The 25,259-nt window shown below is 62.7% G+C and carries 23 protein-coding genes; 11 read left to right on the top strand and 12 right to left on the bottom strand.

From position 1 onward, the window contains the following. Positions 1–37 precede the first annotated feature (37 nt). Positions 38–1,009 carry a Bug family tripartite tricarboxylate transporter substrate binding protein gene (locus tag ACFXS9_RS05825; protein ID WP_392686027.1) on the top strand — a complete coding sequence of 324 codons (972 nt, stop codon included), beginning with the start codon at positions 38–40 and terminating at the stop codon, positions 1,007–1,009. A gap of 417 nt (positions 1,010–1,426) precedes the next feature. Then, the gene (locus ACFXS9_RS05820) at positions 1,427–2,161 is read left to right on the top strand and encodes a Crp/Fnr family transcriptional regulator (RefSeq protein WP_392687281.1); all 735 of its coding nucleotides are present in this window, start codon (positions 1,427–1,429) and stop codon (positions 2,159–2,161) included. 15 nt (positions 2,162–2,176) lie between these two features. Here the strand turns inward: ACFXS9_RS05820 and ACFXS9_RS05815 are convergent, their stop codons facing one another. From ACFXS9_RS05815 to ACFXS9_RS05775, 9 genes are all read right to left on the bottom strand, one after another. Continuing rightward, a complete protein-coding gene (locus ACFXS9_RS05815; RefSeq protein WP_392686025.1) occupies positions 2,177–2,863 on the bottom strand; it encodes a cyclase family protein in 687 nt (228 codons plus the stop codon). A 32-nt stretch (positions 2,864–2,895) separates the two neighbouring features. After that, the gene (locus tag ACFXS9_RS05810) at positions 2,896–4,185 is read right to left on the bottom strand and encodes a TRAP transporter large permease (RefSeq protein WP_392686023.1); all 1,290 of its coding nucleotides are present in this window, start codon (positions 4,183–4,185) and stop codon (positions 2,896–2,898) included. A 5-nt stretch (positions 4,186–4,190) separates the two neighbouring features. Beyond that, positions 4,191–4,712, bottom strand: coding sequence for a TRAP transporter small permease (locus ACFXS9_RS05805; protein ID WP_392686020.1), 522 nt, complete (start codon positions 4,710–4,712; stop codon positions 4,191–4,193). A 100-nt stretch (positions 4,713–4,812) separates the two neighbouring features. Beyond that, on the bottom strand, positions 4,813–5,814 hold the full coding sequence (gene dctP, locus ACFXS9_RS05800; protein ID WP_392686018.1) for a TRAP transporter substrate-binding protein DctP: 1,002 nt from the start codon (positions 5,812–5,814) through the stop codon (positions 4,813–4,815). Positions 5,815–5,861: 47 nt separating this feature from the next. Continuing rightward, positions 5,862–6,605, bottom strand: a complete 744-nt coding sequence (locus ACFXS9_RS05795; RefSeq protein ID WP_392686015.1) for a GntR family transcriptional regulator — start codon at positions 6,603–6,605, stop codon at positions 5,862–5,864. A gap of 111 nt (positions 6,606–6,716) precedes the next feature. Continuing rightward, positions 6,717–7,439, bottom strand: coding sequence for a molybdate ABC transporter substrate-binding protein (locus ACFXS9_RS05790; protein ID WP_392686012.1), 723 nt, complete (start codon positions 7,437–7,439; stop codon positions 6,717–6,719). After that, positions 7,436–9,577, bottom strand: a complete 2,142-nt coding sequence (locus tag ACFXS9_RS05785; RefSeq protein WP_392686009.1) for a molybdopterin cofactor-binding domain-containing protein — start codon at positions 9,575–9,577, stop codon at positions 7,436–7,438. The genes ACFXS9_RS05790 and ACFXS9_RS05785 overlap by 4 nt, the downstream gene beginning before the upstream one ends. Continuing rightward, the gene (locus ACFXS9_RS05780; RefSeq protein ID WP_392686008.1) at positions 9,574–10,044 is read right to left on the bottom strand and encodes a (2Fe-2S)-binding protein; all 471 of its coding nucleotides are present in this window, start codon (positions 10,042–10,044) and stop codon (positions 9,574–9,576) included. The genes ACFXS9_RS05785 and ACFXS9_RS05780 overlap by 4 nt, the downstream gene beginning before the upstream one ends. A 27-nt stretch (positions 10,045–10,071) precedes the next feature. Then, positions 10,072–11,049, bottom strand: a complete 978-nt coding sequence (locus ACFXS9_RS05775; RefSeq protein WP_392686005.1) for a Bug family tripartite tricarboxylate transporter substrate binding protein — start codon at positions 11,047–11,049, stop codon at positions 10,072–10,074. Between the two features lie 193 nt (positions 11,050–11,242). On the opposite strand from ACFXS9_RS05775, the gene ACFXS9_RS05770 reads away from it, so the two are divergent. The 6 genes from ACFXS9_RS05770 (at position 11,243) to ACFXS9_RS05745 (ending at position 17,491) form a co-directional block, all read left to right on the top strand. Continuing rightward, a complete protein-coding gene (locus tag ACFXS9_RS05770) occupies positions 11,243–12,307 on the top strand; it encodes an ABC transporter substrate-binding protein (protein ID WP_392686003.1) in 1,065 nt (354 codons plus the stop codon). Positions 12,308–12,312: 5 nt separating this feature from the next. Continuing rightward, positions 12,313–12,636, top strand: a complete 324-nt coding sequence (locus tag ACFXS9_RS05765) for an MmgE/PrpD family protein (protein ID WP_392686000.1) — start codon at positions 12,313–12,315, stop codon at positions 12,634–12,636. Next, positions 12,618–13,685, top strand: coding sequence for an MmgE/PrpD family protein (locus tag ACFXS9_RS05760; protein WP_392685998.1), 1,068 nt, complete (start codon positions 12,618–12,620; stop codon positions 13,683–13,685). Before ACFXS9_RS05765 ends, ACFXS9_RS05760 begins: the two co-directional genes overlap by 19 nt. 6 nt (positions 13,686–13,691) lie before the next feature. Further along, positions 13,692–14,444, top strand: coding sequence for a 3-oxoacyl-ACP reductase family protein (locus ACFXS9_RS05755; RefSeq protein WP_392685996.1), 753 nt, complete (start codon positions 13,692–13,694; stop codon positions 14,442–14,444). An 84-nt stretch (positions 14,445–14,528) separates the two neighbouring features. Further along, positions 14,529–16,637, top strand: coding sequence for a molybdopterin oxidoreductase family protein (locus tag ACFXS9_RS05750; RefSeq protein WP_392685993.1), 2,109 nt, complete (start codon positions 14,529–14,531; stop codon positions 16,635–16,637). A 71-nt stretch (positions 16,638–16,708) separates the two neighbouring features. Then, the gene (locus ACFXS9_RS05745) at positions 16,709–17,491 is read left to right on the top strand and encodes an enoyl-CoA hydratase/isomerase family protein (RefSeq protein ID WP_392685990.1); all 783 of its coding nucleotides are present in this window, start codon (positions 16,709–16,711) and stop codon (positions 17,489–17,491) included. Here ACFXS9_RS05745 and ACFXS9_RS05740 read toward each other — a convergent pair whose 3' ends face one another. The 3 genes from ACFXS9_RS05740 to ACFXS9_RS05730 form a co-directional block, all read right to left on the bottom strand. Further along, on the bottom strand, positions 17,492–17,920 hold the full coding sequence (locus ACFXS9_RS05740) for a heme-binding protein (protein WP_392685987.1): 429 nt from the start codon (positions 17,918–17,920) through the stop codon (positions 17,492–17,494). Positions 17,921–17,948: 28 nt separating this feature from the next. Further along, positions 17,949–20,891 (bottom strand): FAD-binding and (Fe-S)-binding domain-containing protein, encoded by a 2,943-nt coding sequence (locus ACFXS9_RS05735; protein ID WP_392685984.1) that lies wholly within the window; start codon positions 20,889–20,891, stop codon positions 17,949–17,951. An 80-nt stretch (positions 20,892–20,971) separates the two neighbouring features. Continuing rightward, positions 20,972–21,736, bottom strand: a complete 765-nt coding sequence (locus tag ACFXS9_RS05730) for a GntR family transcriptional regulator (protein ID WP_392685982.1) — start codon at positions 21,734–21,736, stop codon at positions 20,972–20,974. 135 nt (positions 21,737–21,871) lie between these two features. On the opposite strand from ACFXS9_RS05730, the gene ACFXS9_RS05725 reads away from it, so the two are divergent. The 3 genes from ACFXS9_RS05725 (at position 21,872) to ACFXS9_RS05715 (ending at position 25,249) form a co-directional block, all read left to right on the top strand. Further along, positions 21,872–23,074, top strand: coding sequence for a pyridoxal-phosphate-dependent aminotransferase family protein (locus ACFXS9_RS05725; protein ID WP_392685979.1), 1,203 nt, complete (start codon positions 21,872–21,874; stop codon positions 23,072–23,074). Between the two features lie 141 nt (positions 23,075–23,215). Continuing rightward, positions 23,216–24,415: a pyridoxal-phosphate-dependent aminotransferase family protein gene (locus ACFXS9_RS05720; protein ID WP_392685976.1), complete on the top strand. Its 1,200-nt coding sequence runs from the start codon at positions 23,216–23,218 to the stop codon at positions 24,413–24,415. Positions 24,416–24,451: 36 nt separating this feature from the next. Then, positions 24,452–25,249, top strand: a complete 798-nt coding sequence (locus ACFXS9_RS05715) for an enoyl-CoA hydratase/isomerase family protein (protein WP_057844561.1) — start codon at positions 24,452–24,454, stop codon at positions 25,247–25,249. Positions 25,250–25,259 lie beyond the last annotated feature (10 nt).

Here is a 25,259-nt window from a genome sequence, read left to right as displayed (position 1 = left end):
CCGCATTCCTAAGGTTTGTGCCGCTCATATTGGGGGAATGATGCGGCCGCTTCATCTGGTGATTCCAGCGCTTGCCTTGCTCCTAAGCCATCACGCGATAGCGCAGGGGAGCTATCCGGACCGGCCTATCAAGATGATCGTGCCGCTGGCCGCGGCAAGTGCGGTCGACGTCGCGGCGCGGATCGTCACCCAGAAGATGGCCGACAATATGGGCCAGCAAATCTTGATCCTGAACCAGCCGGGCGCTTCAGGCCTGATCGGGGCGGAGGCCGTCGCCCGCGCCGAACCGGATGGCTACACGATTGGCGGGTTCAACGACAGCATCATGACGATGGTGCCGAACCTGCAGTCCAAGATGCGCTGGGACATCCTGAAGGACTTCGAGCCGGTGTCGCTGGTCGCGACGGTGGAGTGGGGGCTGGTTGCCAACAATCAGGCCAGCTTCAAGAACGCAGCAGATCTGATTGCGGCCGCGAAGGCGACGCCCGGCAAGATCGACTATGGTTCGGGCGGGCCGGGCAGTCCGCAGCATCTGGCGATGGCGATGTTCGCGTCGGCCGCCGGCATATCGCTCACGCATGTGCCTTACAAGGGCGCCACCCAGGCCGCAACCGACATCGCCGCCGGCCAGATCCCCGTCGGCTTCCAGGGCCTGGGCACGGTCGCAACGCTCGTGCGCGGCGGCCGACTCAAGCTGATCGGGGTAACCACCGAGAGGAGATTGTCGCAATTTCCCGATGTGCCGACCGTCTCGGAATCCGGTCTGCCCGGCTTCTTCTTCAATTCATGGTTCGCAATTCTTGCTCCCGCCCGTACCCCGAAGCATATTGTTGCTCGCCTGAACGCCGAGGTGCTGAAGGCGGTTGGCGATCCTGACGTGCACCGCAAGCTTGAAGAGCTGGGTTTCGCCGTGCGCGGCAGTTCAGCGGAAGAGCTCCGCGCCATGACGCACGATCAGCTCGCGAAGTATGAGCGCGTGATCAGGGAAACGGGAATCGCCAAGGAATAGTTGCCGACCGATGCGCCACAGCGCCAGGGTCGGCAGCTTAGTTCGTAATCAACAGCAGGCGTAATGGCGGCCGTTGCCACCGACATAGTAGTCGGCCCATAGCACAGGGACCTGGCGCAACATCGAGCGCGCCGCAGGAGACGCGAAGGCCAAGGTCCTCATGAGAAAGGCCAGCACAACCTCTGAGGTTGTGCTGGCCTTATCTTTGCCTACGCGTAAGTGGGATAGTTCTATTTAAGCCAGCGCCTTTTCGCGCTATCTTGTAGCAAGTTCCACGGTTATTGGAGCGGTAACGCTGGGCACCGTTTTCGCCTTCCGGCCGCCAAATCGATGCGTTTTGGCGCTTTCCGGTTGAAAAGCCGGCCCACGTTGATTACGGAAGGGCTGCAATCCCGTGTTCCCTGGAGTTTGACTGTCGTGCCTCAACGAAGGACGGGTGAAGCTCACGAATTTTCGAACGGCAAACTGTCGGTGCTGCGCAAGCACCCGTTTTTTGCCGACCTCGAGCCCACGGCGTTCGAGCAACTCTGCCGCTATGCCAAACATTCCACGTTGAAGCGGGGAGCCACGCTGTTCTCGAAGGGGGACCCCGGCAACAGCCTGTACGCGGTGATTTCGGGTACGGTGAAGATGAGTATTTCCTCGCCCGATGGCCGCAGCGCGATCCTGAACATCATCGAGCCTGGAGAAATCTTCGGCGAAATCGCACTGCTCGACGGCGGGGCTCGCTCGGCTGACGCCATCGCAAACTCCAATTGCGAGCTATTCGTGATCGATAGGCGGGAGTTCATCCCCTTCGTGAAGGAGCAGCCGGGGCTGGCGATGAAGTTCATCGAATTGCTCTGCGGGCGGTTGCGGTGGACCAGCGATCAGGTCGAGCAGATTATCCTGCAGAATTTGCCCGCGCGACTGGCGAGCGCGCTGCTGCGCCTGTCCGAAAAACACAAACCTGCACAGCAGGGTCGAACCATCGCGATCACCCAGCAGGAGATCAGCGAGATGGTTGGCATGACCCGGGAGAGCATCAACAAGCAGTTGCGCGCCTGGGCGGCCCGCGACTGGGTACGCCTCGAGCATGGCGCCATTGTTGTGTTGAATGCCGAGATGCTTCGTGATCTGGCCGACGCCGGATCCGGAAGCGAAGGCGAATAGGCCTCTCGTTTTCCTTCACAGGTCGAACACCGCAACCGCGCGGATCGGCGACGCTGTCCCGCCGCGCCACTTCATCGGCAGGCCGATAAACGTGAACTGGCCGCATCCCAACAGCGCTTCGAGATTGCACAGGCTCTCGATGTGGGTGATGTCGAGGTCGAGGCAGGCCTTGTGGACGAGGGCATTAACCTTGCCCTCCGGCCCCGGCCGCATCGAATCGATGCCGAAATGCACGACGCCCTGCTGCGCCAGCCATTCGGTGGCGGCGACGTTCACGCCGGAATTGTCAGTCGAATATTCCTTGCGGGGGAATGTCCGTTCGTGGTGACCGGTGCAGAGCAGGACGGTGCCGCCCCTCGGCACCGGCACGCCGGCCTTCGCCACCGCCGCCTCGAGATCGGCAGGCGTAATTTCGGCGCGCGGCGCAATGTGGCGCAGGTCGACGCAGATACCCGGCACGATACACTTCTCCAGCGGATATTCATCGATTGATACGCCGCTCTTGCCGAAATGTCGGGGCGCGTCGATGTGGGTGCCGGCGTGGTCCACCATGGAGATAAACATCGACGCCAGCCCGTGCACATTGCCCGATTCGGTGAAGGATTCTTCGTGGGTTTTCCAGACGCCATGAATGACGGGAGGATGGCCGGGATAGCTCGGCGTGCGGTGATAGAGCTCTCGGCTGAGGTCGACGATCTTCACGCGGAGCCTCCGTGACGCGAACTGCGTCTGTTCTAGAACCCGAACGCCCTCGGCAGCGCCAGCGACAGCCAGGGCACATAGGTCACGATCATCAGCACCGTAAACATCACGTAGTAGAACGGCCAGATGCCGCGCATCACCTCGTCGACCGAAACCTTGCCGATGGCACACCCGACGAACAGCGTCGTCCCTACCGGCGGCGTCAGCAGGCCGATGCCGAGATTGAGCAGCATGACGATTCCGAAATGTACGGGATCGATGCCGAAGCTCTTCACTACCGGCAGCAGGATCGGAGTGCAGATCAGCAGCAGGGGCGCGAGATCGAGCGCCGTCCCCAGAACCAGCAGCATGATGTTCAACCACATCAGCAGCACGTATTTGTTGCTCGATATGGCGACGAAGAATTCGGTCATCTTGGCCGGCATCTGCATCAGCGCGGCGACATAGCCGAAGCATGAGGCGGTTGCTACCAGCGTCAGCACCATGGCCACGGTTTGCAGCGTCTTGTAGACCAATAGCGGCAGCTCGGACCATTTGTAGTCCCGGTAGATGAACATGGTGACGAAGAACGCCCAGACGCAGGCAACCGCGCCTGCCTCGATCGGTGTGAAGACGCCGGTGAGGATGCCACCCAGCACGATGGCCAACGTTACGATCCCCCACATGGCGTCGCCGAGCATCTTGGCGGCTTGGCGGATCGGTACGGGCTCACCCTTCGGGTGTTTGTCGCGATAAGCGTAGAACAGACAGAGCACCATCAGCGAGAAGCCGAGCAGTAGGCCCGGGAGCACGCCGGCCAGGAACAGGCTGGTGATCGACACCACGCCGCCGGTCGCCAGCGAATAAATCACCGAATTGTGGCTCGGCGGGACGATAATGGCTTGCAGCGAGGCGCTGATCGTCACGTTGGTTGCGAAGACTCGCGGATAGCCTTTGTCGGCCATCTGGGGAATCATCACCGAGCCGATCGCGGAGGTGTCGGCGACCGACGATCCCGAGATGCCGCTCATGATCGTGGTCGCAAGGATATTGACCTGCGAGAGGCCGCCTCGAATTCGCGTGAATCCGACGAGCACGGCTGCAAAGTCGACCAGCCGCCTGGCCATGCCGCCCTCGGCCATGATGGCGCCGGCCAGCACGAAGAAGGGGATGGTCAGCATCGAGACCTTTCCGACGCCGCTGGCAAATTGCTGCATGACCGCGCCGACCGGCAAATCGATCCAGAGCGCACCGACGAGCGAAGACAGTGCCAGCGCGTAGGCGATCGGCATGCCGATCGCGAAGAACAAGCACATGCTGAGAAGCAGAACCGCAATATCCATGGCAATTACTCGACCGGTACGTGGGCGTCAGCGCCGTCGCGCGGCGGCGGGCCAATTGTCAGGCGTTCGATGACGAACAGGAGCATCATGGCGCCGCTGACCACGATCGGAAGATAGGTGATTCCGACCGAGAGCCATGGAAACTCATCCACCGAATTGTCCCAGGTGGTCCGGACCAGCCGCAGTCCCCAAATGACCATGAAGATTGCGATCACGCCCATCAATATTTCGCTGAGGAACAGTGAGGCGCGCCGCAGCAGTGGCGGCAGCAGATCGGTACCGACAGTCATGTTCATGTGGATGCGCTGGCGATAGCAGTTCGCCGAGCCGATGAAGGTGATGCCGACGGTGAGCAGCACGGCCATCGGCTCGGGCCATGACGAGGCGCTGTTGAGGACATATCGGGTATAGACGGCCCATGGGATGACAGCCGAGACCAGCACGAGCGCCACGCACGCGATCGCGGCGCCGGTCCAGTAAACCGTATCGTTCACACGTCGGAAAATTCCGGCCGCAGAATTGGACATTTTGACCTCGGAGAGTAGCGGCGCTTCAAATCGCTTGTAGTAGCTCGCAGAAGTGGCCGGAGCGGACGTCGCCCGGCCACCCGCCGTTCGCGAGCCGTACCTATTGGACCGCTTCGATACGTTTGACCATCGCGGCGTACTTCGCGCCGTACTTGTCCCAGACCGGCTTGACCGCATCCTGGAACGGTTTCTTGTCGATATCGGTGATGATCTCGGTGCCGGCCGCTTTCATTTTTTCGATGGCGGCATTCTCCGCTTCATACCAGAGCACGCGCTGCTCTTGCTGAGCTTCCTTCGCAAACTTCTTGATCAGCGCCTGATCTTCGGGCGAAAGCTTCTGCCAGGAGATGCGCGAGAACACCAGAAGCTCCGGAATGATCAGGTGCTCGGTCATCGTGAAGTACTTGGCCACCTGATAATGGTTCTGCGCTATGAACGAAGGCGGATTGTTCTCCGCGCCGTCTACGACGCCTGTCTGCATCGAGCTGAAAACCTGATCGAAGCCCAGCGCGACGCCGTTGCCGCCCAGCGCATTCATGGTGTCGACGAACAGTGGGTTGCCCATCATGCGGACCTTGAGGCCCTTGAGGTCGGCCATGGTCCGGATCGGCCGCTTGTTGTTATAGACGTTGCGCGAGCCGGCGTTCATCCAGCACAGAGCGATCAGGCCGGTCTTTTCGTTCGCGGAAATTTTCGCCAGCAATTCGTCGCCGATCTCGCCATCGATCACTTTCTCCATGTGCTTGGAGTTACGGAAGACGAACGGCATGTTAAAGACGTTGACGTCGTCCACGACAGGGCCTACGGCGCCGACCGAAATACGGGCGAACTGCAGCGCGCCGAGTTGGGCCTGCTCGATCATTTCCTTTTCGCCACCGAGCTGCATCGACGGGAACATCTGGACTGTCAGCCGGCCATTGGTGGCGGCTTCCAGCTTCTTGCCCATCCGGACCACGGCTTCGACCGTCGGATAGCCCAGCGGATGAACGTCCGATGCTTTCAGCACCATTTTCGTTTGCGCGAATGCCGATGAAAGCGGCGTCGCGGTCGCCATGGTAGCCCCGAGACCTGCGCTCAACTTGATGAAGTCGCGTCGTTTCATGTTGTTCCTCCTGATGTTTGTTTATCGTTTTATGGACTTTTCGAACTCTAAGGTCGCTCGTCGAAGTACTCCGGATTGATAAGTTGAGTAGCCGAGATGTTCTCGAGAAGGCTTTCGAGGTGGATCTCCATTGCCCGCCTTGCGCCCTCCGCGTCATGCGCCTCGATCGCGGTCAGGATGGCCTGGTGTTCGACGATGACCTTTGCGATCCTCCCGCGCTGGGGCAGGGTTAGCCGACGATAGCGATCGACGTGAACCTTCACCTGCTGGATATACTTCCAGATTCCTGGATAGCCGGCGACATCGGCGACTGTAGCATGAAACGTTTCATCGGCCTGATGAAACGTCTCGCTGTCTCCGGCCGCGCTGGCCTCGCGCTGTCGCTCCAGGATCGACCGCAGCGCCAGTTTCTGGCTCGACGTCGCACGTTCCGCCGCGAGCCGGGCGGTCGTCTCCTCCAGCGCCTTGCGGATGATGATGGCCTCGGGGAGCGCTGCGACCGGAATGCGCGAAACGAAGATGCCGGACTGGGGATAGATCTCCAGCAGGCCTTCATCCGATAATTTGAGGATCGCCTCGCGAACGGGCGTGCGGCTCACCCCGTAGGAGAGCGCGATCTGCGCCTCCGAGACCGCTTCGCCGGGCCGCCGCTGCAGCGACACCAGTTCGCCTCGAAGATCGGAATAGATCCTGGATGCTGCCGTCGCCGCGCGCGGTCTGCCGCTGCGGCGCGTGCCGGCAGCAATTCGGCGAACCTTTGGATCGGTCTTTTTCGAGGTGCGGGCGGACATGGCTGCTTTCTCGATTGATATATTAGTATATGAATTGGCTTTGACAAACCAAAAATCGCGCCGCGCACCTATTTCGCGTTGAGGTGTGATCTGCAGAGGCTCATCTGGAGGTCAGAGCAGTGGCGGCCTAATGGGCCCGCTGATGAAGCCCGCACGTTTCCGCAGTTCACGTTGTCCGTCGCCAATCAACAAGTCGATCAGGTGCTGGGCCTGTTGCGGGTGGGCGGCGGCAGTGGTGATGCCTGCCGTGTACATCGTTGCAAGTTCGCAACCCTCCGGCAGCGAGCCGCACAAGGTTACGCCTTCGGTGCTGATGATCTCGGTCGATTGCGTGCATCCGATCGGGCGCCGTGCCTTGGACGCCGCCAGTTCGCGCATCGCCGTAGCGCCATTCGGGAAAATCCTGAGTCGGGCGGCGAGCTCATCGGCGACGGCGAGCTGCCGAAGGACATTTGCAACATGAATTCCGGCCGTCGAGGCTTTGGTATCCGGTACGAAGATCGCATCGGAGGCGAGCAAAACCTCGCGCAAGCTGGCGGCATCCTTGGCTACGGCCGGGGAATCGCCGGCGCGGACGGCGAGCGCGGTTTCGACTAGACCGACATCGGCTATCGACGTGACAACAACCAGCTTTTCATGCGCCAGTTTAGCGAGGAGTGCTGCGGTCAGGATGACGATGTCAGCCGGTGTGCCCTTGCGCAATTTGTCGGCCATGACGCCGACCGCGCCGAACTCGCCCGCGATATCGAATCCGGTGTCAGCCTTGAAGGTTGGCGCCAGGCTTCCGACCAGGCCCTGTGCGGCGCCGCCGCTCAGGAGGTTCAAGCTGCTCATAAGCTCAATTCCATCGCGGCGATGATTCTGTCGCGCGTGATGGGCAAATCACGCACGCGCACGCCGAGTGCGTCGAACACGGCGTTGGCAATGGCCGCTGTAACCGGGCCGTGGGCGGCCTCGCCGGCACCGACCGGATCCATATCGGGCCGCTGGATGACCTCCACCTCGACATCGGGCACTTCGCTGAAGCGCAGGATCGGATATTCCGTCCAGCTCGTGCTGGTGATGCGTTCTCGGTCAAAGCGCACGCGCTCTTTCAACACCCAGCTCGTAGCTTGAATGGCGCCGCCTTCGATCTGGTTGATGACGCCATCCGGATTGATCGCTTCGCCGACATCGACCGCCAGCGTCAGCTTCCTGACATTGATTTCCTCGGCGCCCTCGATCTCGGCGATCGCAGCGCAATAGGCGCCGGTGTTTTTGTAGCGGCCAAAGCCTATGCCGTGCCCAATGCCGGGCTGCTTCTCGGGCTTCCACCCCGCGCGCGCGGCCGCGGCGCGGATGACGTCCTTGGCCCGCTCATCCCGCAAGTGGCGCAGCCGGAATGCGACCGGGTCCTCGCCGCACTCGGCTGCGATTTCATCGAGGATGGATTCAATCGCAAACACATTGCCCTGCCCACCAAGCGTCCGGAGTGCGGAGGTGCGTATCGGCATGATTGTCAGGCGGTGGCTTTCGATGTGCCAGGATGGAAAATCATAGAGCGGGACCGAATTGCGATCGCCACCGCCGCCGTTGGCCTGCGGCGGATTGGTCGAGACCATGCGTGGAAACGGGTTCTCTAGTTCGAACGCTGCCAGTAAGGCGGGCTGAGCCGCGCGCCCCGGCCGCGCCGCATGCCCGTTGCTCCAGATGGAATGTCGCCAGTCGATAATTTCACCCTGCGCATCAAGATCGGCCTCGATCTCGATCGCCATCGCTGCGCCAAACGGCGCATCCGACATTTCGCCCTGGCGCGACCATTGGACCCGGACCGGCCGGCCGCCGGCGGATTTGGCGAGCAGTACGGCATCGAGCGCGACGTCGTCGGCGGCGTTGTGGCCGTAGCAGCCCGCGCCTTCCAGATGCTCAACGGTAATATTTTGGACGGGCAGCTTGAGAACCAGCGCCAGATCGGCACGCAAGAGATAAACGCCCTGGCTGTGCGTCCAGACATGAACGCGATCACCGTCCCACTGCGCGATCGCACAGGAGGGGGCGATCGACGCGTGAGCAATATAAGGGCGGGTATAGTGCCGCCGGATGGTCCGCGTCACCGTGCCGGGTGATGCGGCAGTTTTCTTCCCGATTACGGTGGATTCGGACGGTTGCGCCTTGAGGAAGCTTGCGAGATCGTTTTCGTCTGGCAGCAGCTCGCCATCGGACCAGGTCGCGCCCTTGCGCAACGCATTGAGGGCTGCCTCCGCGCCATGCTCGGTTTCGCTGACGACGCCTGCAAAGCTGCCGTCGCGCACGATGGCAACGAGACCGGCAACCGCACGGGCGCCATCCTCGTTCAACTCCCTGAGTTTCGCTCGGGCATGCTCCGGACGCAGCACGCGTCCGTGCAGCATTCCGGCCAACGCAAGGTCGTGGATGAAGCGCGGCCGGCCAAGAACCTTGTCCGGAATGTCGATCCGTTGGACCGAATGCCCGGCCAGCGTCCGGCTCGTTGCGATCTTGGGCGTTACGCCGGGTGTGGCGTTGCGATCGAGCGAGATCTCGTCGGCAAGTTCCCAATAGCTGGTCCTGACATTGCCGGGGCCCGAAATGATGCCATCCTCGATATGGAGGGTGTCGATGCCGACGCCCAACCGTTCGGCTGCCTGCTGAAGAAAGATTTGGCGAACCTCGGCGCAGGCATGACGCAGCGCACGGCCCGATTGCTGGATGGAAAGGCTCCCCGATGTGACGCCCTCGTTGGGGCTGACGGCGGTCGACGCGCGGATCATCTGCACGCGAGACAGATCGATATCGAGTTCGTCGGCGGCGATCTGCGCCAGCGCCGTCACGATGCCTTGCCCGATCTCCACCTTGCCCGGCGAGACCGTCACCTCTCCGCTGCTCGAGAACCTCAGCCACGACGATAATTTCGGGTTCGCCGCAAGGCTTACCGGCAAGGTGGGTGCGGAGGGAGCGGGCGCTGGCTGGTTCATCCTGCCGCCATTTCTTCGGCCGCGCGCAGCACCGCCCGTACCATGCGATTATGCGAGCCGCAGCGGCAGAGATTGCGGTCGAGCGCTTCCTTTACCTCCCGGCTGGTCGGCGACGGATTTCGCTTTAGCAGCGCCGCCGCGCTCATCAGGATTCCGGAAACGCAATAGCCGCATTGCAGCGCCTGCTCAGCGATGAAGGCACGCTGCAGCGGATGCGGCCGCTCGCTCGTTCCCAGCCCTTCGATTGTCGTGACATCCTTGTCCGCCACCGACCAGAGCGGCGTATCGCAGGCCGATATCGCGCGATCGCCGACGATGACGTTGCAGGCGCCGCATTCGCCGGCGCCGCAGCCAAAATGCGGTCCGGTCATACCGAGCTGTCCGCGCAGAATATCCAGCAGTGAGCGGTCGGGATCGGCGTCAATTTGCAGCTCGACGCCATTGAGGCGAAATCGAACGCTTGGCATCGAGGGCAGGCCTTCTCTGGTGGCATCTTACTGCGGCGGCTTGTCGAACTTCTTGACCACCTCCGCCCATTTCACGATATCGTCGCGGAGGAATCTGTCGAATTCGGCTGCAGTCATGGAGATAGGGACGACGCCCTGCTGCACCCATAATTTTATGATGTCAGGTCGCTTCACAATGTCGTTCACGGCCGCATTGAGTTTGTCGATGATCGGCTTTGGCGTGCCTGCGGGCGCCATCAAGCCGAGCCAGATGGTGGCCTCGTAGCCGGGAATGCCGGCTTCGATCACCGTCGGCGCATTGGGAAGGACAGTCGATCGCGTCTTGCCGGTCGTCGCCAGCGCGCGGACCTGGTTTTCCGCGACGTTCGGGGCCATCGCCGGAACTGCGTCGATCATCATCTGAACTTGGCCGCCAATCACGCCGCTGCGCGCCTCGCCGCTGTTACGGTAAGGCACGTGCACGAGGTCAATGCCGGCCATGGCTTTGAACAACTCGCCTGCCATATGGTACGGCGTGCCCTGGCCGGAGGAAGCGTAGTTCAGTTTACCGGGCTGCGATTTGGCGAGCGCGATGAATTCCTGCAGCGTCTTCGCCTGCACGGAAGGGTGAACCACGAGGACGAGGTCTGAATAGTTGACCGGTGCGATTGGCGCGAGGTCGCGCATCAGTTCGTATTTGCGTTGCGGCACCAGTGATTCATTCGCCGTTTGGGTGTTCGACATCATCAGCAGCGTGTAGCCGTCCGGCGGCGACTTGACGACGTCCTGCGTGCCGATCACGCCGCCGGCGCCGGTGCGGTTCTCGATCACGAAGGCCTGCCCAAAGCTTTCCTGCAGGATGCTGCCGATCTGCCGGGCGGTAACGTCGGCAGGCCCTCCGGCGCCGAAGGGCACAATCACCTTCACCGGCCGCGACGGATAATCCTGCGATTGCGCTGGCGCGCTTGGGGACGATATTGCGAGCAGAGTTGCAGCCAGCGCCAATGTAATCCTTGGGCTCGTCATCTCTCCATCCCCTGAATTCAGTGTTTGTTGCTTGCCGCAAGTCTAGCTGCAACGCGAATGGGCTGTCGACGAAAGAGTCGCTGCGTGCCTTCGGAATAAAGGGTAATGTCCGGGGTACCGACCCAGCAAGCACGAAGCCATCGGGAGAAGGCCCCGCAGAATGGGCCTGACAAGAACGCAAGTGGAAACGCCAATGAGGAATTCGATTTCGCGGCGCAAACTGCTCGCCGGCACTGGCGCGGTTCTCGCAAATGCAGCATTTTCCACGCGCGTCATGGCCGCTGCGCCGCCGCCGGAAGCGGTCACACCCACGCTGATCGAGGCGGCGAAGAAGGAAGGCAAGGTCATCTATTACACCTCGACCGACTTGCCGGTCGCGGAGAAGCTGGCCAAGGCGTTCGAGGCGAAATATCCTGATATTGCGGTACGTGTCGAGCGCACCGGCGCGGAGCGCTTGTTCCAGCGTATCGGCCAGGAATATTCCAGCAACATCCACGCCGTCGACATCGTAAACTCATCCGACGCCGCGCATTTCATCGTCTGGAAGCGTGACGGCATTCTGGCGCCTTACGTGCCGGAAGACGTCGCAAAATTTTATCCGGCCGAGCACAAGGATCCGGACGGCCAGTTTGCGAGCTTCCGCGTCTGGCTCAGCATCATTGCCTACAACACAAATCTGGTGAAAGCGGAGGACGCGCCGAAGAGCTTTGCCGATCTGCTCGATCCCAAATGGAAGGGCAAGATCGTCAAGGCGCACCCGGGCTATAGCGGCACCATCATGACCGCGACCCACCAGATGCAGCGCGATCTCGGCTGGAGCTTTTTCGAGAAGCTCGCCAGGCAGAACATCATGCAGGTGCAGTCGTCGGCCGATCCGCCGAAAAAACTCGATCTCGGCGAGCGCGCGGTGATGGCCGACGGCAACGAATACAACATCTTCCAGATGAAGGAGTCGGGCCGTCCAGTCGAACCGGTCTACGCCACGGAAGGGTCGCCGCTGATTATCGGGCCGAACGGGGTCTTCAAGGACGCCCCCAATCCCAACGCGGCAAGACTGTTCCAGTCGTTCAGTCTCAGCCGGGAGGCCCAGCAATTGATCATCGATGTCGGTGGCCTGCGCTCGGTGCATTCTCAAACCGTGGAGAAGGCAGGGCGCAAGTCACTCAAGGACGTCAAGACCATGAAGGACGACGCCGCGGCAGTCGAGAAGGAAAGCGAGGCCATCAAGGCGCGCTATACCAAAATCTTCCGCATTTGACCGGGATGCCCTCCGGACTACCCAGGACTTCGGTCGCCGAAACGCTTGCCGAAAGGATCGCCGCACTGAAGCCCGGCGCGTTACCGGCTGAAACCGTCCGCAAATGCGAGGACCTGCTGATCGACGTGGTTGGCCTGTGCGTCACCGCGCGCAACGAGGACTACGTCGGAAGCGCGCTGACCGGTTGCGACGATGACGGCTCCTGCACGGCGATCGGGCACAAGCGCACGCTGAGCGCGGCCGGTGCCGCCTTTGTCAACGGCACTGCCGCGCATGGCGAGGACTTCGACGACACTTTTGAGGGGGTCCGGTGCATGCCGGCGCCGTGATTGTCCCGGCGGTGCTCGCCGCCTGTGAGCGGCATAACCCGGATGGGCGCATGGCGCTGATCGGGATTGCAGTGGGCACCGAAGTGCTGTGCCGGCTGAGTCTCGTGGTGCCCAAAGCGGTTCACGAGGCGGGCTTTCATCCGACTGCGGTCTTCGGCGCGATGGGCGCTGCCGCCGGCGTCGGCGCAGCGCTCGGCCTCAACGCCAGGCAGATCGTCGATGCGCTCGGTATTGCCGGCAGCATGGCCGGCGGCATCATCGAATACCTCGCCGAAGGCGCCTGGACCAAGCGGCTGCACGCCGGATGGGCGGCGCAATCCGGCATCCGCGCGGCGCTGTTGGCGCGGGGAGGGTTCGTCGGGCCGCGTACGGTATTCGAGGGTGTGCACGGCTTGTTTCATGCCTTCGCACACACCACCGATGGCGACTATGGCGCGCTGACCGGCGATTTCGGTACGCGCTGGGTCACGGACACACTGGCGTTCAAGCCCTATCCATGCGGAACGATGGCGCAGCCCTATATCGATTGCGCGCGCCGATTGGCCGCACGTGGCGTAACGCCTGAAGATGTCGCCGAGGTCGTCTGTGAGGTGGCGGAGGGCACGGTGCACCGGCTGTGGGAGCCGCTGGCCGACAAGCAGCGTCCGCGCAACGGCTATGCGGCAAAATTCGCCGTGCCCTATCTGCTGGCCACTGGCTTCGTGCATGGCGGGGTCGGGCTTGCCGCGTTCACCGAAAGCGCGGTCCGCGATCCGCAAGTGCTGGCGCTCGCCGCCAAGGTGAAATTTGTGATCGACCCGGACAATCCCTATCCGAATAATTACACCGGCCACATCCGCGCCACGCTCCGCGACGGCAGCGTGGTGGAAGAGCGGCAGCAGCATCTGCGCGGCGGTGCGCAGGAGCCGTTGACGCGGCAGGACGTGACCGACAAGTTCCTGCTCAACGCCGAGCATGGCGGCTGGAGCGCCGCGCAAAGCGACGCGGCGTTGAAGCTGGTGGCGGGGCTGTATGATGGCCACATCGATCTTTCCTCATTGCGGGGGTAGCGGCTCATGACCAACGAGCTTACCAGCAAAGTCGCCATCGTCACCGGCGCAGGCCGCAATATCGGCCGCGCGATCGCGCTGACGCTGGCGGAAGGCGGCGCGTTCGTGGTGGTGAACGCGCGCAGCAACCGCGCCGAAGCGGAGGCAGTCGCGCAGGAGATCGAGGCCACCGGCAGCAAGGCACTGGTTCATATCGGCGACGTCGCTGATGCTAACTCAGTGCAGGCCATGGCGGATGCCGCTGTGCAGCAATTCGGCCGTATCGATATCCTCATCAACAGCGCCGCGCTGCGGCGCGAAAAGCCGTTCGCCGAGATGGACTATGCGGCGTGGCGCGAAATCCTCGACGTGACACTCGATGGCGCGTTCCACTGCGTGAAAGCCTGCCTGCCGGCGCTGCGAAAGTCCGGCGCGGGGACCATCGTCAATATCGGTGGCCTCAGCGCGCACACGGGGGCAAAAAATCGCGCGCATGTGGTGACGGCGAAGGCCGGCATCATCGGCTTGACCCGCGCGCTGGCGCACGACCTCGCTGAAGATGGCATCACCGTGAACTGCGTGGTTCCCGGCCTGATCGGTACGCCGCGGCCGAAGGAGAGACCGGAGCCGGCGCATCACTTGATCCATCAGACCATCAGCGGCAATCGGGGACTGCCGGAAGGCGTCGCCGCAACCGTGCGTTTCCTGTGCGGGCCCGGCGCGCGCTACATCAACGGGCAGGCGATCCATACCAATGGCGGCGCCTATTTGGGCGCCTGATGCATGGCTAAAAGCCGTTTTTGCAGACGTACTGCCGGACAAACCCTCTCGGCGACCGCGGTGTTTGATGTTACCTAGAAACGCATGAACCAGCATGCCAAGGTCGATATCCGCCACTCCACCTGTCCGCACGATTGCCCGTCGGCCTGTGCGCTCGATATCGAAGTGATCGACGGGCGCTCGATCGGCCGGGTCCGCGGCTCCAAGCAGCAGACCTATACGGCGGGCGTGGTCTGCGCCAAGGTGGCGCGCTACGCCGAGCGCATTCATCATCCCGACCGGCTGCTCTACCCGATGCGCCGCACCGGACCGAAAGGCTCCGGTCAGTTTGCGCGGATTTCCTGGGATGAGGCGCTGGACGAAGTCGCGGCGCGGTTCGATCAGGCCGAGCGTGAATTCGGTGCTGAATCGGTCTGGCCCTATTACTATGCCGGTACCATGGGGCTCGTCATGCGCGACGGCATCAATCGCCTGGCGCATGTAAAGAAGTATTCGCGTTTCTACTCGACGATCTGCGCCAACATCGCGCGTGTCGGTTTCGCCATCGGCACCGGCAAAATCGCCGGCGTCGATCCGCGCGAGATGGGCGTCTCCGATCTCGTCGTGATCTGGGGTACCAATCCGGTGAACACCCAGGTCAACGTGATGACGCATGCCTCACGTGCCCGCAAGGAGCGCGGCGCCAAAATCGCGGCGGTCGACGTCTACAACAACGACACCATGAAGCAGGCCGATATCAAGATATTGCTTCGGCCGGGGACCGACGGCGCGTTCGCCTGCGGCGTCATGCACGTGCTGTTCCGCGAAGGGTACGCGGATCGCGCCTATATGGATCGTTATACCGACTGCCCCGACGAACTCGAGGCGCATCTGGCGACGCGCACGCCGGAATGGGCTTCGAACATCTCGGGCGTACCGGTCGAGGAGATCGAGGCGTTTGCGCGCCTGGTCGGCCAGACCAAGCGTGCGTTCTTCCGCCTCGGCTATGGCTTCACCCGCAGCCGCAACGGTGCCACGCAGATGCATGCGGCGCTGTGCATACCGGCGGTGACCGGTGCCTGGCAGTATGAAGGCGGCGGCGCATTCTTCAACAATGCGTCGATCTGGCAGTTCAACGAATCGATCATCGAGGGCCACGACGCGATCGATCAGACGACCCGCTGGCTCGACCAATCAAAAATCGGACGCATCCTGACCGGCGATGCCGACGCCTTGAAAGGCGGCGGTCCCGTCAAGGCAATGCTGATTCAGAACACCAATCCCGCGACGGTCGCCCCCGAACAGGCGCTGGTGCGCCGGGGCTTTGCGCGCGAGGACCTGTTCGTCGCGGTTCATGAGCAGTTCATGACCGAGACGGCGGTCATGGCCGACATCGTGCTTCCCGCCACCATGTTCATGGAACATGATGACCTCTATTACGGCGGCGGCCACCAGCATATTTCGGTGGGCGCGAAGCTGATCGATCCGCCCGGCGAGTGCCGTTCCAACCATGAGGTGCTGCAAGGCCTCGGCCGCCGCCTCAATGCCGTGCATGCCGGATTTGAGATGACGCCGCGCGAACTGATCGATGCGACGCTGAGGAAGAGCGGTCACGGCGATATCGAGACGCTGGAGGCTGATCTGTGGCGCGATATCCAGCCGGATTTTCGAACCTCGCATTATCTCGACGGTTTTGCGCACGCGGACAAGAAGTTCCACTTCAAGGCCGATTGGGCGAATCCTCCGTCCGGTAAGCCTGGCCTCGGTCCGTGGGAGCAGATGCCGTCGCTGCCGGACCACTGGACGGTCATCGAGGAGGCGGATGAGGCGCATCCGTTCCGGCTCGCCACCAGTCCGTCGCGCAGCTTCCTCAATACCAGCTTCAACGAAACGCCGTCGTCGATCGCGCGCGAGGGCAGTCCGACCGTCATGATCCATCCCGAGGACGCGACGTCACTTGGGATTGCTGACGGCGATGCCGTCACGCTCGGCAACACGCGCGGCGAAACGACGTTGACCGCGCGGCTATTCGACGGCCTGCGCCGTGGCGTGCTGGTCGCGGAATCCATTCATCCCAACAAGGCTCATATCGGTGGTCACGGCGTCAACATGCTGACCGGAGCCGAAGCCGTCGCGCCGGTTGGCGGCGCGGCGTTTCACGACAATAAGGTCTGGGTGAAAAAGGCGACCTCAGCCAGTGGGCGCAAGAGTTAGATCGCTCTTGCAGTCCATCGTCATCCTGCCGCAAATGCTTGCCAGCATTTGACGAAAAGGCGAGCGGGACAATGACCGACCACAAAAGCGTAATCTGCGAAAAGCGCGGGCAGGCGTTCTGGATCACCATCAACCGCCCGGACAAGCGCAACGCCATCAATGCCGATGTGGTCGCTGGCATCGCCCGCGGCTATCGCGACGCGCATGACGACAAGGACGTGCGCGTCATCGTGCTGACGGGGACAGGCGACAAGGCGTTTTGCGCCGGCGCCGATCTGCAGAACAGCGGTGCCGCCTTCGCGATGGATTATTCGCGACCGAATGTCGACTACGCCGATCTGCTGCGGCTGTCGCAAAACGCCACCAAGCCGGCGATTGCGCGGGTGGGGGGCGTCTGCATGGCCGGCGGTATGGGGTTGTTGTGCATGACCGACATGGCGGTCGCCGCCGATCACGTCATCTTCGGTTTGCCCGAGGTGAAGGTGGGTGTGTTCCCGATGCAGGTGCTGAGCCTGCTGCAGTCGATCGCGCCGAAGCGGCTGGTCAGCGAGTGGTCACTGACCGGTGAGCCGTTTGATGCGCACGCGGCACAGGCTGCCGGGCTCTTGAACTACGTGGTGCCGGCGGCCGAGCTCGACGCCAAGGTCGACTGGCTGGTCAGCCGCATCGTCGACAAGTCGCCGACGGCGATCCGCCGCGGCAAATATGCGATGCGCGCCATCGCCTCGATGTCGTTCGACGAAAGCATCGCCTATACCGAAAGCCAGATCGCGCTGTTGGCGATGACGGAGGACGCCAAGGAAGGCCTCAAGGCGTTCAGTGAGAAGCGCAAGCCGTCCTGGCCGGGCCGGTAATCAGCCCACACTCGCCTTCAGTCCGGCAGCCTCGATGCCGGCGACGGCGCAGATTTCGTCATTGTCGGAGGTGTCGCCGCTGACGCCGACGGCGCCGAGCAGGCCGCCGTCACCCTGGATCAGCACGCCGCCCGGCACTGGCACGAGGCGACCTTGCGCCAGCTCGTTCACTGCGCTGACAAAGTAGGCCTGTTCTTGCGCGCGCTGGAACAACGCCCGCGATCCCATGCCCATCGCGAGTGCGCCATAGGCCTTGCCGTGCGCAATCTCGGCCCGCATCAGGCTGGTGCCGTCCTGCGCCGCCGTGGCCTTCACGCAGCCGCGGGGGTCCAGAATGGTGATGACCAGCGGCTTCAGCTTCTTCTCGACGCCTTTGGCAAGCGCGGCATCGAGAATCTTGCGGGCGACGTCGAGAGTGAGTTCAGCCATAAATGAATTCCTTTGCGACTAGGCAGGATTAACGGTTGGATTGCGCGCTGTCGAGGCTCATCGCAAGTACGCGGGCGACGTGAAGCGGTGCACGGTTCGTGCCATCCTTGATCTGATGGCGGCATGAGGTGCCGTCGGCAACGATCAGCGTGGCGGTATCGGCGCGGCGCACCGCCGGTAACAGCGACAGTTCAGCCATCTCCATCGAGGCCTGATAGGTGTCGGCGCCGTAGCCGAAGGCGCCAGCCATGCCGCAGCAACTGGACTCGATAGTCTCGACGCCGAGGTCGGGAATGAGACGCAGCACTTTTTCGACCGGCTTGAACGCGCCGAATGATTTTTGGTGGCAGTGGCCATGCACCAACGCTTTCGCCGGCATGGCGCCAAGCGGCAGCTTGAGCCGGCCGACCTCTGCCTCGCGAACCAGAAATTCCTCGAACAGCAATGCGTGCGTGCTGATGCTCTTGGCGGCATCGTCCGAGCGTAGCGACAGCAGTTCGTCGCGCAGCGTCAGCAGGCAGCTCGGCTCCAGCCCGACGATCGGCACGCCGCGCGCGGCGAACGGCGCATAGGTCGCGACCAGCCGGTTCAACTCGCTGCGGGCCTGTTCGACCAGGCCGGCCGAGAGGAATGTCCGCCCGCAACACAGCGGGCGGTCGCCCTCCGTGGGCCTTGGAACGTGCACGCAGTATCCGCCCTCAACCAGCACACGCAAGGCGGCATCGAGATTCTCGCGCTCATAGATGCGATTGAAGGTGTCGGCGAACAGCACGACCTCGCGGCCATCTGCCGGACCGAAGACCTCGGCATCCGGCTTGAATACGTCGCGGCGGAACGCGGGCAGGGCGCGCTTCGCGCTGATGCCGGCAAGCTTCTCGAACAGGGCACGCAACAGCGGACTGCTGTTGCGCCAGTTGGCCAGCGGGGCAAAGCGGGAGGCGAGATCGGCATAACGCGGCAGATAGCCGACCAGCCGGTCGCGCAGGGAAAGACCATGTTTTGCCGCGCGTGCAGCCAGCACCTCGATCTTCATCTTGGCCATGTCGACGCCGGTCGGGCATTCATGACGGCAGGCCTTGCAGGACACGCAGAGTTTCAGCGTCTCCATCATTTCATCCGAAGCCAGCGCGTCAGGACCCAACTGTCCCGAGATCGCCAGCCGCAGCGTATTGGCGCGGCCTCGCGTAACGTCCTTCTCGTTGCGGGTCGCGCGATAGGACGGGCACATCACACCGCCCTCGAGCTTCCGGCAGGCGCCGTTGTTGTTGCACATCTCGACTGCGCCCTGAAAGCCGCCGCCGGCGCCGGGATAAGCCGACCAGTCGAGCGCGGTTTTCAGTTCGGCGACGCGATAGTCCGGCCGATAACGGAACAGCGAACGGTCGTCCATCTTCGGCGGATCGACGATCTTGCCGGGATTGAGCAAATTGTCCGGGTCGAAGCGCTGCTTGACCTCCCTGAAATCGGCAACAATGCGCGAGCCGAACATCGCTTCGTGAAATTCGGAGCGAACCAGTCCGTCGCCGTGCTCGCCGGAGTGCGAGCCCTTGTACTCGCGCACCATCTCGAATGTCTCTTCGGCGATGGCGCGCATCGCCTTGACGTCCTTCTCAAGCTTCAAATTGAGGACAGGCCGCACATGCAGGCAGCCTTCAGAGGCATGCGCATACATGGTGCCGCGGGTGCCGTGCTTGGTGAAGATGGCGTTGAGCCGCTCGGTGTAGTCGGCGAGGTGCGGCAGTGGCACGGCGCAATCCTCGACGAAGGAGACCGGCTTGCCCTCCTGCTTCATCGACATCATCACGTTTAGGCCGGCGGCGCGGAAATCGGCGATGCCGGTCTGCAAGCCTGGCTCCGTGATCTCGACCACGCCGCCCCATTTGCGTTGTGGCCTGTCCCAGCCGAAGCCGAGATCGGCCATCAATTCGCCGAGTTGCTTCAGCCGATGCAAATTCTCGGCCTGATCTTCCTCGGCGAATTCGACGACCAGCACCGCATCGGGATCGCCGCGCACGGCCGTGGCGATGATCGGTTGGAACATCGCGATCTCGCGGCCGAGCGCAATCATGGTGCGATCAACCAGTTCCACCGCAATCGGCCGCAGCTTCACCAGATGCTGGGCTGCATCCATCGCCTCGTAGAAGCTGCCGAAATGGCAGACGCCGAGCACCTTGTTGCGGATGACAGGCCACAGCTTGAGCTCGACCTGCGTCGTGAAGGCAAGCGTGCCCTCGGAGCCGACCAACAGGTGCGCCATGTTGTTCGGCGCATTGCGCGGCACCAGCGCATCGAGATTGTAGCCGCCGACGCGGCGCTGCACCTTTGGAAACCGCTCGGATATCTCGGCGGCTTCGCGCTCGCCGAGATCGAGCATGTCGCGGAACAGCGCAAGCCCGCTCTGGGGCGAATTCACCCGCGCGAGATCCCGCGGCACCTCGCCGAAATGCAAAAGCGTGCCGTCGGCCAGCGCCGCATCCATCGACAGCGTGTTGTCGCGCATGGTGCCGTAACGCAGCGAACGGCCGCCGCAGGAATTGTTGCCGGCCATCCCGCCGATGGTGGCGCGCGAGGCGGTCGAGACGTCGACCGGAAACCAGAGCCCGTGCTTCTTGAGCTGGCGGTTGAGATCATCGAGCACGATGCCGGGCTCGACCACGCAGGTACGGCTCTCCACATCGAGCGAGAGGATGCGGTTCAGGTGTTTGGAGAAGTCGACGACGATCCCGTCGTTGACCGTCTGGCCGCATTGCGACGTCCCGCCGCCGCGCGGGGTGACAATTCGGCCCTCATCCCTCGCGATGGCAAGCGCCCGCAGCGCCTCGTCCATGGTCCGGGGCACCACCACGCCGAGCGGCAGGATCTGGTAGAATGAGGCGTCAGTCGCGTAGCGGCCGCGGTTGAACGCGTCGAACAGGACATCGCCCGCCATGTTTGACCGCAAGCGTCGCTCGAGTGTTGAGGCGTTCTTCATCCCAAATCCAAAGTGATCCAAAGGGGCTGCCCCTTCGACACGGTTATGCACTTTTTCGTCGGATGAACTAGCTTATGAATTCATAATCGGCAAGGCCAGCCCCCGGCGGCCGTGGTTGCGGTGGCCTCCCGTGCTTCAGCCAAGTGCTCGATAGCGGCGGTCCGCTTGTTGCGCAAATGCTCGAACAGGATGTCGCTCAGCTCGCTCCCGGCCCGGCGACGCAGTGCATCCAGGATCGCTTCGTGCTCGCGCATGGCCTCTGCCCAGCGCTGCCGCTTGCGGGCGAAGTTGGCGGAGTAGCGGACACGGCGAATCCGGCCGGCGAAGTTGGCGTAGGCCGTGCGCAGGGTCTCGTTGCGCGCGGCGGTGACGATGCTCTCGTGGATGCGCTGGTTGATCTGAAAATAGCCGTGCATGTCGCGGTGCAGGTAATGGCCGTACATCTTGTAGTGCAACCGCTCGATTTCCGCGATTTCCTCGTCGGTGATGGCTTCGCAGGCAAGGCGCCCGGCCAGGCTTTCCAGGCCGGCCATCACGTCGAAAAGCTCCTCCAGGTCGCGCTGGCTGAGCTGGCGTATCCGCGCGCCGCGGTTGGGCAGAAGCTCGATCAGGCCCTCTGCGGCCAGAACTTTCAGCGCCTCGCGCAGCGGCGTCCTTGAAATGCCGAGCATTTCACAAAGCTGCCGCTCCGGAACCCGCGCGCCTTCCGGAATGTTGCCCTCAACGACATAGTCGCGAAGGCGCAACAAAATTTCCCCGTGCAGCGACACTTCCGGCCGGTCTGTGCCGTTGCCGGGCGCGGTTTGGGCGATCGGCGCCCCAGCTTCGGGAATCGTGGATTTCATTTGCATAACAGTAGTTTACGAAATTTACGGCGTCGATGCTCTAGATCGAATTCCAAACTAGCATTGAAAAGATAAAAAATGAATGCAAAATGAGGCCGAGCATTTATCAGGAGATGGGCCCGGTGGGAGGTTTTCATGCAGCAAGGACGGCATTTTCTTCAGATTCCGGGGCCGAGTCCGGTTCCGGACCGCGTTCTTCGCGCGATGGATATGCCCGTGATCGACCACCGCAGCGCCCAGTTCGCCGAACTCGGGCGGGCCGTGCTCGGCGGCAGCCAAAAGATTTTCCAGACTTCGGGCCCGGTGGTGATCTTCCCGTCGTCGGGGACAGGGGCCTGGGAAGCCGCCATCGTCAACACGCTGTCGCCTGGCGACAAGGTTCTGATGGTGGAGACCGGCCATTTCGCGACCCTGTGGCGCCAGATGGCGGGACGCTGGGGAATTGACGTCGACTTCTTGCCCGGCGACTGGCGCCGTGGCGCAGACCCGGCGGTCATCGAGGAACGGCTGGCGCGCGACACATCGCATGCGCTCAAGGCCGTGATGGTCGTCCACAACGAAACGTCGACCGGTGCGACCAGCCGGATCGGCGAAATCCGCGCCGCGATGGACCGGGTCGGTCATCCGGCCTTGCTGATGGTCGACACCATCTCTTCGCTGGGATCGGTCGAGTACCGGCACGACGAATGGAAGGTCGACGTCAGCGTTAGCTGCTCGCAGAAAGGGTTCATGTTGCCGCCCGGTTTGGGCTTCAACGCAATCTCGGACAAAGCCCGCGCTGCAGCCAAGACCAACAAAATGCCGCGGTCGTATTGGGATTGGGAGGAAATGCTGAAGCCGAATGCGAATGGCTTCTTTCCCTATACCCCGGCGACCAACCTGCTTTACGGCCTGCGCGAGGCCATTGCGATGTTGCTTGAGGAGGGGCTCGACGAGGTCTTCGCGCGCCATCAGCGGCTCGCCGCTGCTACGCGTGCTGCCGTCAATCACTGGGGACTGGAGGTGCTTTGCCAGGAGCCAAAGGACTTTTCCCCGGTGCTCACCGCCGTGCTGATGCCGCCGGGGCATGACGCGGATCAGTTCCGCAAGGTGGTGCTCGACAACTTCAACATGTCGCTCGGCTCCGGACTGTCGAAGGTGGCCGGCAAGGTATTCCGCATTGGTCATCTCGGCGAATGCAACGAACTGACCTTGCTCGCTGCGCTGACGGGCGTGGAGATGGGATTGTCGGTCGCCGGCATTCCGTACCGGGCCGGCGGTGTCGATGCCGCGATGAAGTATCTGGAGCAGCGCCCGCAAGGCAATTCCCCGGCGCATCTCAAGGTCGTCGGCAGCTAGCCGGCAGCTCGCGCCTGCCGGCGACACCACTCCAGCCCTGCTCCTTGCGCATTGACGTGCTGCGTCCGGCGGGCGACAAGCCCGCCGAATGGTGATATTCGAGCGGCTCGAAACGCCAAGGCAATACCGGGAAGGACGCCCATGACTGTGCATACTGGAAGGCATTTTCTGCAGATTCCGGGACCGACCAACGTGCCGGACCGGGTGCTGCGCGCCATGGACATGCCGACCATGGACCACCGGGGTCCCGAGTTCGCCGAGGTTGGTCATGCCGTGCTGGCGGCCATGCAGCGGGTGTTTCGCACCAAGCAGCCGGTAATCATCTATCCGTCGTCCGGCACGGGCGCATGGGAGGCGGCACTCGTCAATACGCTGCAGCCGGGCGACAAGGTGCTGATGGCGGAGACCGGGCAGTTTGCCGTGCTGTGGCACGGTATTGCCGACAAGTTCAAGCTCGAGGTGGACTTCATTCCTGGCGACTGGCGCCATGGCGCCGACCTCGAACAGATCGAGGCGCGGCTGTCGGCTGACAAGGCGCACAAGATCAAGGCCGTATGCGTGGTCCACAACGAGACTTCGACCGGCTGCGTCACCCATCCGCAGCACGTCCGCAAGATTCTCGACCGCGTCAACCATCCCGCGCTCTTGATGGTCGACACCATCTCTGGTCTGGGATCGCTGGAATATGAGCACGACGCCTGGGGCATCGACGTATCGGTGGCCGGATCGCAAAAGGGGCTGATGCTGCCGCCGGGTCTCGGCTTCAACGCCATCTCGGAAAAGGCGCTCGCGGTGGCGAAGGCCAATCCCGCGATGCGCTCTTATTGGGACTGGCAGGAAGTCATCGCGATCAACAAGGCGGGCACCTGGCCCTACACGCCGGCAACGAACCTGCTGTTCGGGTTGCGCGAAGCGGTCAAGATGCTCGAGGAGGAGGGCCTCGAGAACGTCTTCGCCCGCCACAAGCGCCACAGCGCCGCGACGCGCGCGGCCATCAAGGTATGGGGGCTGGAAACGCAATGTCAGGAGCAGGGCGCACATTCGCCCGCGCTGACCGGCGTCGTCATGCCGGAAGGCCATGACGCCGACAACTTCCGCAAGGTCGTGCTGGAAAACTTCGACATGTCGCTCGGCACCGGCCTGAACAAGATCAAGGGCAAGGTGTTCCGGATCGGCCATATCGGACACTTCAACGACCTGATGCTGATGGGCACGCTGTCGGGTGTCGAGATGGGTCTCGATCTCGCCAAGGTGCCCCATCGCGGCGGTGGCGTGCTGGCGGCGATGGAAGTGCTCAAGGGACGCGACGTCGTGGCGATGCCGAAGGCCGCCGTCGCCTGAGCCTGTTTGACCGAAACAAAGATAGAGAGAGCTGCGATGAACGCTCCGGTAGCTTCGACCGAAGACCTGATCTATTCCGTGGAAGACGGCATCGCCCGGCTGACGTTCAACCGTCCGCAGGCACGCAACGCGCTGACCTTTGCCATGTACGAGCAGATGGCGGCGATCTGCGAGACCATCAACAATGATCGCTCGATCAAGGCGATGATCTTGACCGGCGCCGGCGACAAGGCGTTCGCATCGGGTACCGACATTTCGCAGTTCCGCGCCTTCAAGACCGCACAGGACGCGCTCGACTATGAGGCGCGGATCGATCGCGTGCTCGGTGCGCTGGAGGCCTGCCGGGTGCCGACGATCGCGGCGATTGCCGGCGCCTGCACTGGCGGCGGGGCCGGGATTGCGGCGTGCTGCGACATCCGCATCGGTACCGAAACAACGCGGATGGGCTTTCCGATCGCGCGTACGCTCGGCAATTGCCTGTCGATGTCCAATATCTCCAGGCTCGTTTCGCTGGTCGGCCCCGCGCGGACCAAGGACCTGATCTTCAAGGCGCGACTGGTGGAAGCGCCGGAAGCGTTGGCGCTCGGGCTGCTCAATGAGGTGGTGCCCGATGTCGCAACGTTGCAGCGCCGCGCCGACGAGACTGCGAAACTCGTTGCGAGCCATGCGCCGATCACGCTCGAAGTGACCAAGGAAGCAGTGCGCCGCATCCGGCGGACATTGACGCGTGACGAGGGCGAGGACCTGATCCTGCGCGCCTATATGAGCGAGGACTTCCGCGAGGGAATGGACGCGTTCCTCAACAAGCGCTCGCCGAACTGGAAGGGCAAATAGGGTACCCAAG

The sequence above is a fragment of the Bradyrhizobium sp. RDI18 genome, from assembly GCF_043203335.1.
Taxonomy (GTDB): Bacteria; Pseudomonadota; Alphaproteobacteria; order Rhizobiales; family Xanthobacteraceae; genus Bradyrhizobium; species Bradyrhizobium retamae.
This window is presented reverse-complemented; position numbering and strand designations above follow the sequence as displayed.

What these genes read in the sequence shown, in the direction of transcription:
- ACFXS9_RS05735 (WP_392685984.1), bottom strand. Translation starts at nt 20,891, where the DNA reads ATGAAGAACGCCTCAACACTCGAGCGACGCTTGCGGTCAAACATGGCG.
- ACFXS9_RS05755 (WP_392685996.1), top strand. Translation starts at nt 13,692, where the DNA reads ATGACCAACGAGCTTACCAGCAAAGTCGCCATCGTCACCGGCGCAGGC.
- ACFXS9_RS05750 (WP_392685993.1), top strand. Translation starts at nt 14,529, where the DNA reads ATGAACCAGCATGCCAAGGTCGATATCCGCCACTCCACCTGTCCGCAC.
- ACFXS9_RS05730 (WP_392685982.1), bottom strand. Translation starts at nt 21,736, where the DNA reads ATGAAATCCACGATTCCCGAAGCTGGGGCGCCGATCGCCCAAACCGCG.
- ACFXS9_RS05745 (WP_392685990.1), top strand. Translation starts at nt 16,709, where the DNA reads ATGACCGACCACAAAAGCGTAATCTGCGAAAAGCGCGGGCAGGCGTTC.
- ACFXS9_RS05775 (WP_392686005.1), bottom strand. Translation starts at nt 11,049, where the DNA reads ATGACGAGCCCAAGGATTACATTGGCGCTGGCTGCAACTCTGCTCGCA.
- ACFXS9_RS05725 (WP_392685979.1), top strand. Translation starts at nt 21,872, where the DNA reads ATGCAGCAAGGACGGCATTTTCTTCAGATTCCGGGGCCGAGTCCGGTT.
- ACFXS9_RS05805 (WP_392686020.1), bottom strand. Translation starts at nt 4,712, where the DNA reads ATGTCCAATTCTGCGGCCGGAATTTTCCGACGTGTGAACGATACGGTT.
- ACFXS9_RS05825 (WP_392686027.1), top strand. Translation starts at nt 38, where the DNA reads ATGATGCGGCCGCTTCATCTGGTGATTCCAGCGCTTGCCTTGCTCCTA.
- ACFXS9_RS05740 (WP_392685987.1), bottom strand. Translation starts at nt 17,920, where the DNA reads ATGGCTGAACTCACTCTCGACGTCGCCCGCAAGATTCTCGATGCCGCG.
- ACFXS9_RS05810 (WP_392686023.1), bottom strand. Translation starts at nt 4,185, where the DNA reads ATGGATATTGCGGTTCTGCTTCTCAGCATGTGCTTGTTCTTCGCGATC.
- ACFXS9_RS05770 (WP_392686003.1), top strand. Translation starts at nt 11,243, where the DNA reads ATGAGGAATTCGATTTCGCGGCGCAAACTGCTCGCCGGCACTGGCGCG.
- ACFXS9_RS05795 (WP_392686015.1), bottom strand. Translation starts at nt 6,605, where the DNA reads ATGTCCGCCCGCACCTCGAAAAAGACCGATCCAAAGGTTCGCCGAATT.
- ACFXS9_RS05715 (WP_057844561.1), top strand. Translation starts at nt 24,452, where the DNA reads ATGAACGCTCCGGTAGCTTCGACCGAAGACCTGATCTATTCCGTGGAA.
- ACFXS9_RS05790 (WP_392686012.1), bottom strand. Translation starts at nt 7,439, where the DNA reads ATGAGCAGCTTGAACCTCCTGAGCGGCGGCGCCGCACAGGGCCTGGTC.
- ACFXS9_RS05785 (WP_392686009.1), bottom strand. Translation starts at nt 9,577, where the DNA reads ATGAACCAGCCAGCGCCCGCTCCCTCCGCACCCACCTTGCCGGTAAGC.
- ACFXS9_RS05765 (WP_392686000.1), top strand. Translation starts at nt 12,313, where the DNA reads ATGCCCTCCGGACTACCCAGGACTTCGGTCGCCGAAACGCTTGCCGAA.
- ACFXS9_RS05720 (WP_392685976.1), top strand. Translation starts at nt 23,216, where the DNA reads ATGACTGTGCATACTGGAAGGCATTTTCTGCAGATTCCGGGACCGACC.
- dctP (WP_392686018.1), bottom strand. Translation starts at nt 5,814, where the DNA reads ATGAAACGACGCGACTTCATCAAGTTGAGCGCAGGTCTCGGGGCTACC.
- ACFXS9_RS05780 (WP_392686008.1), bottom strand. Translation starts at nt 10,044, where the DNA reads ATGCCAAGCGTTCGATTTCGCCTCAATGGCGTCGAGCTGCAAATTGAC.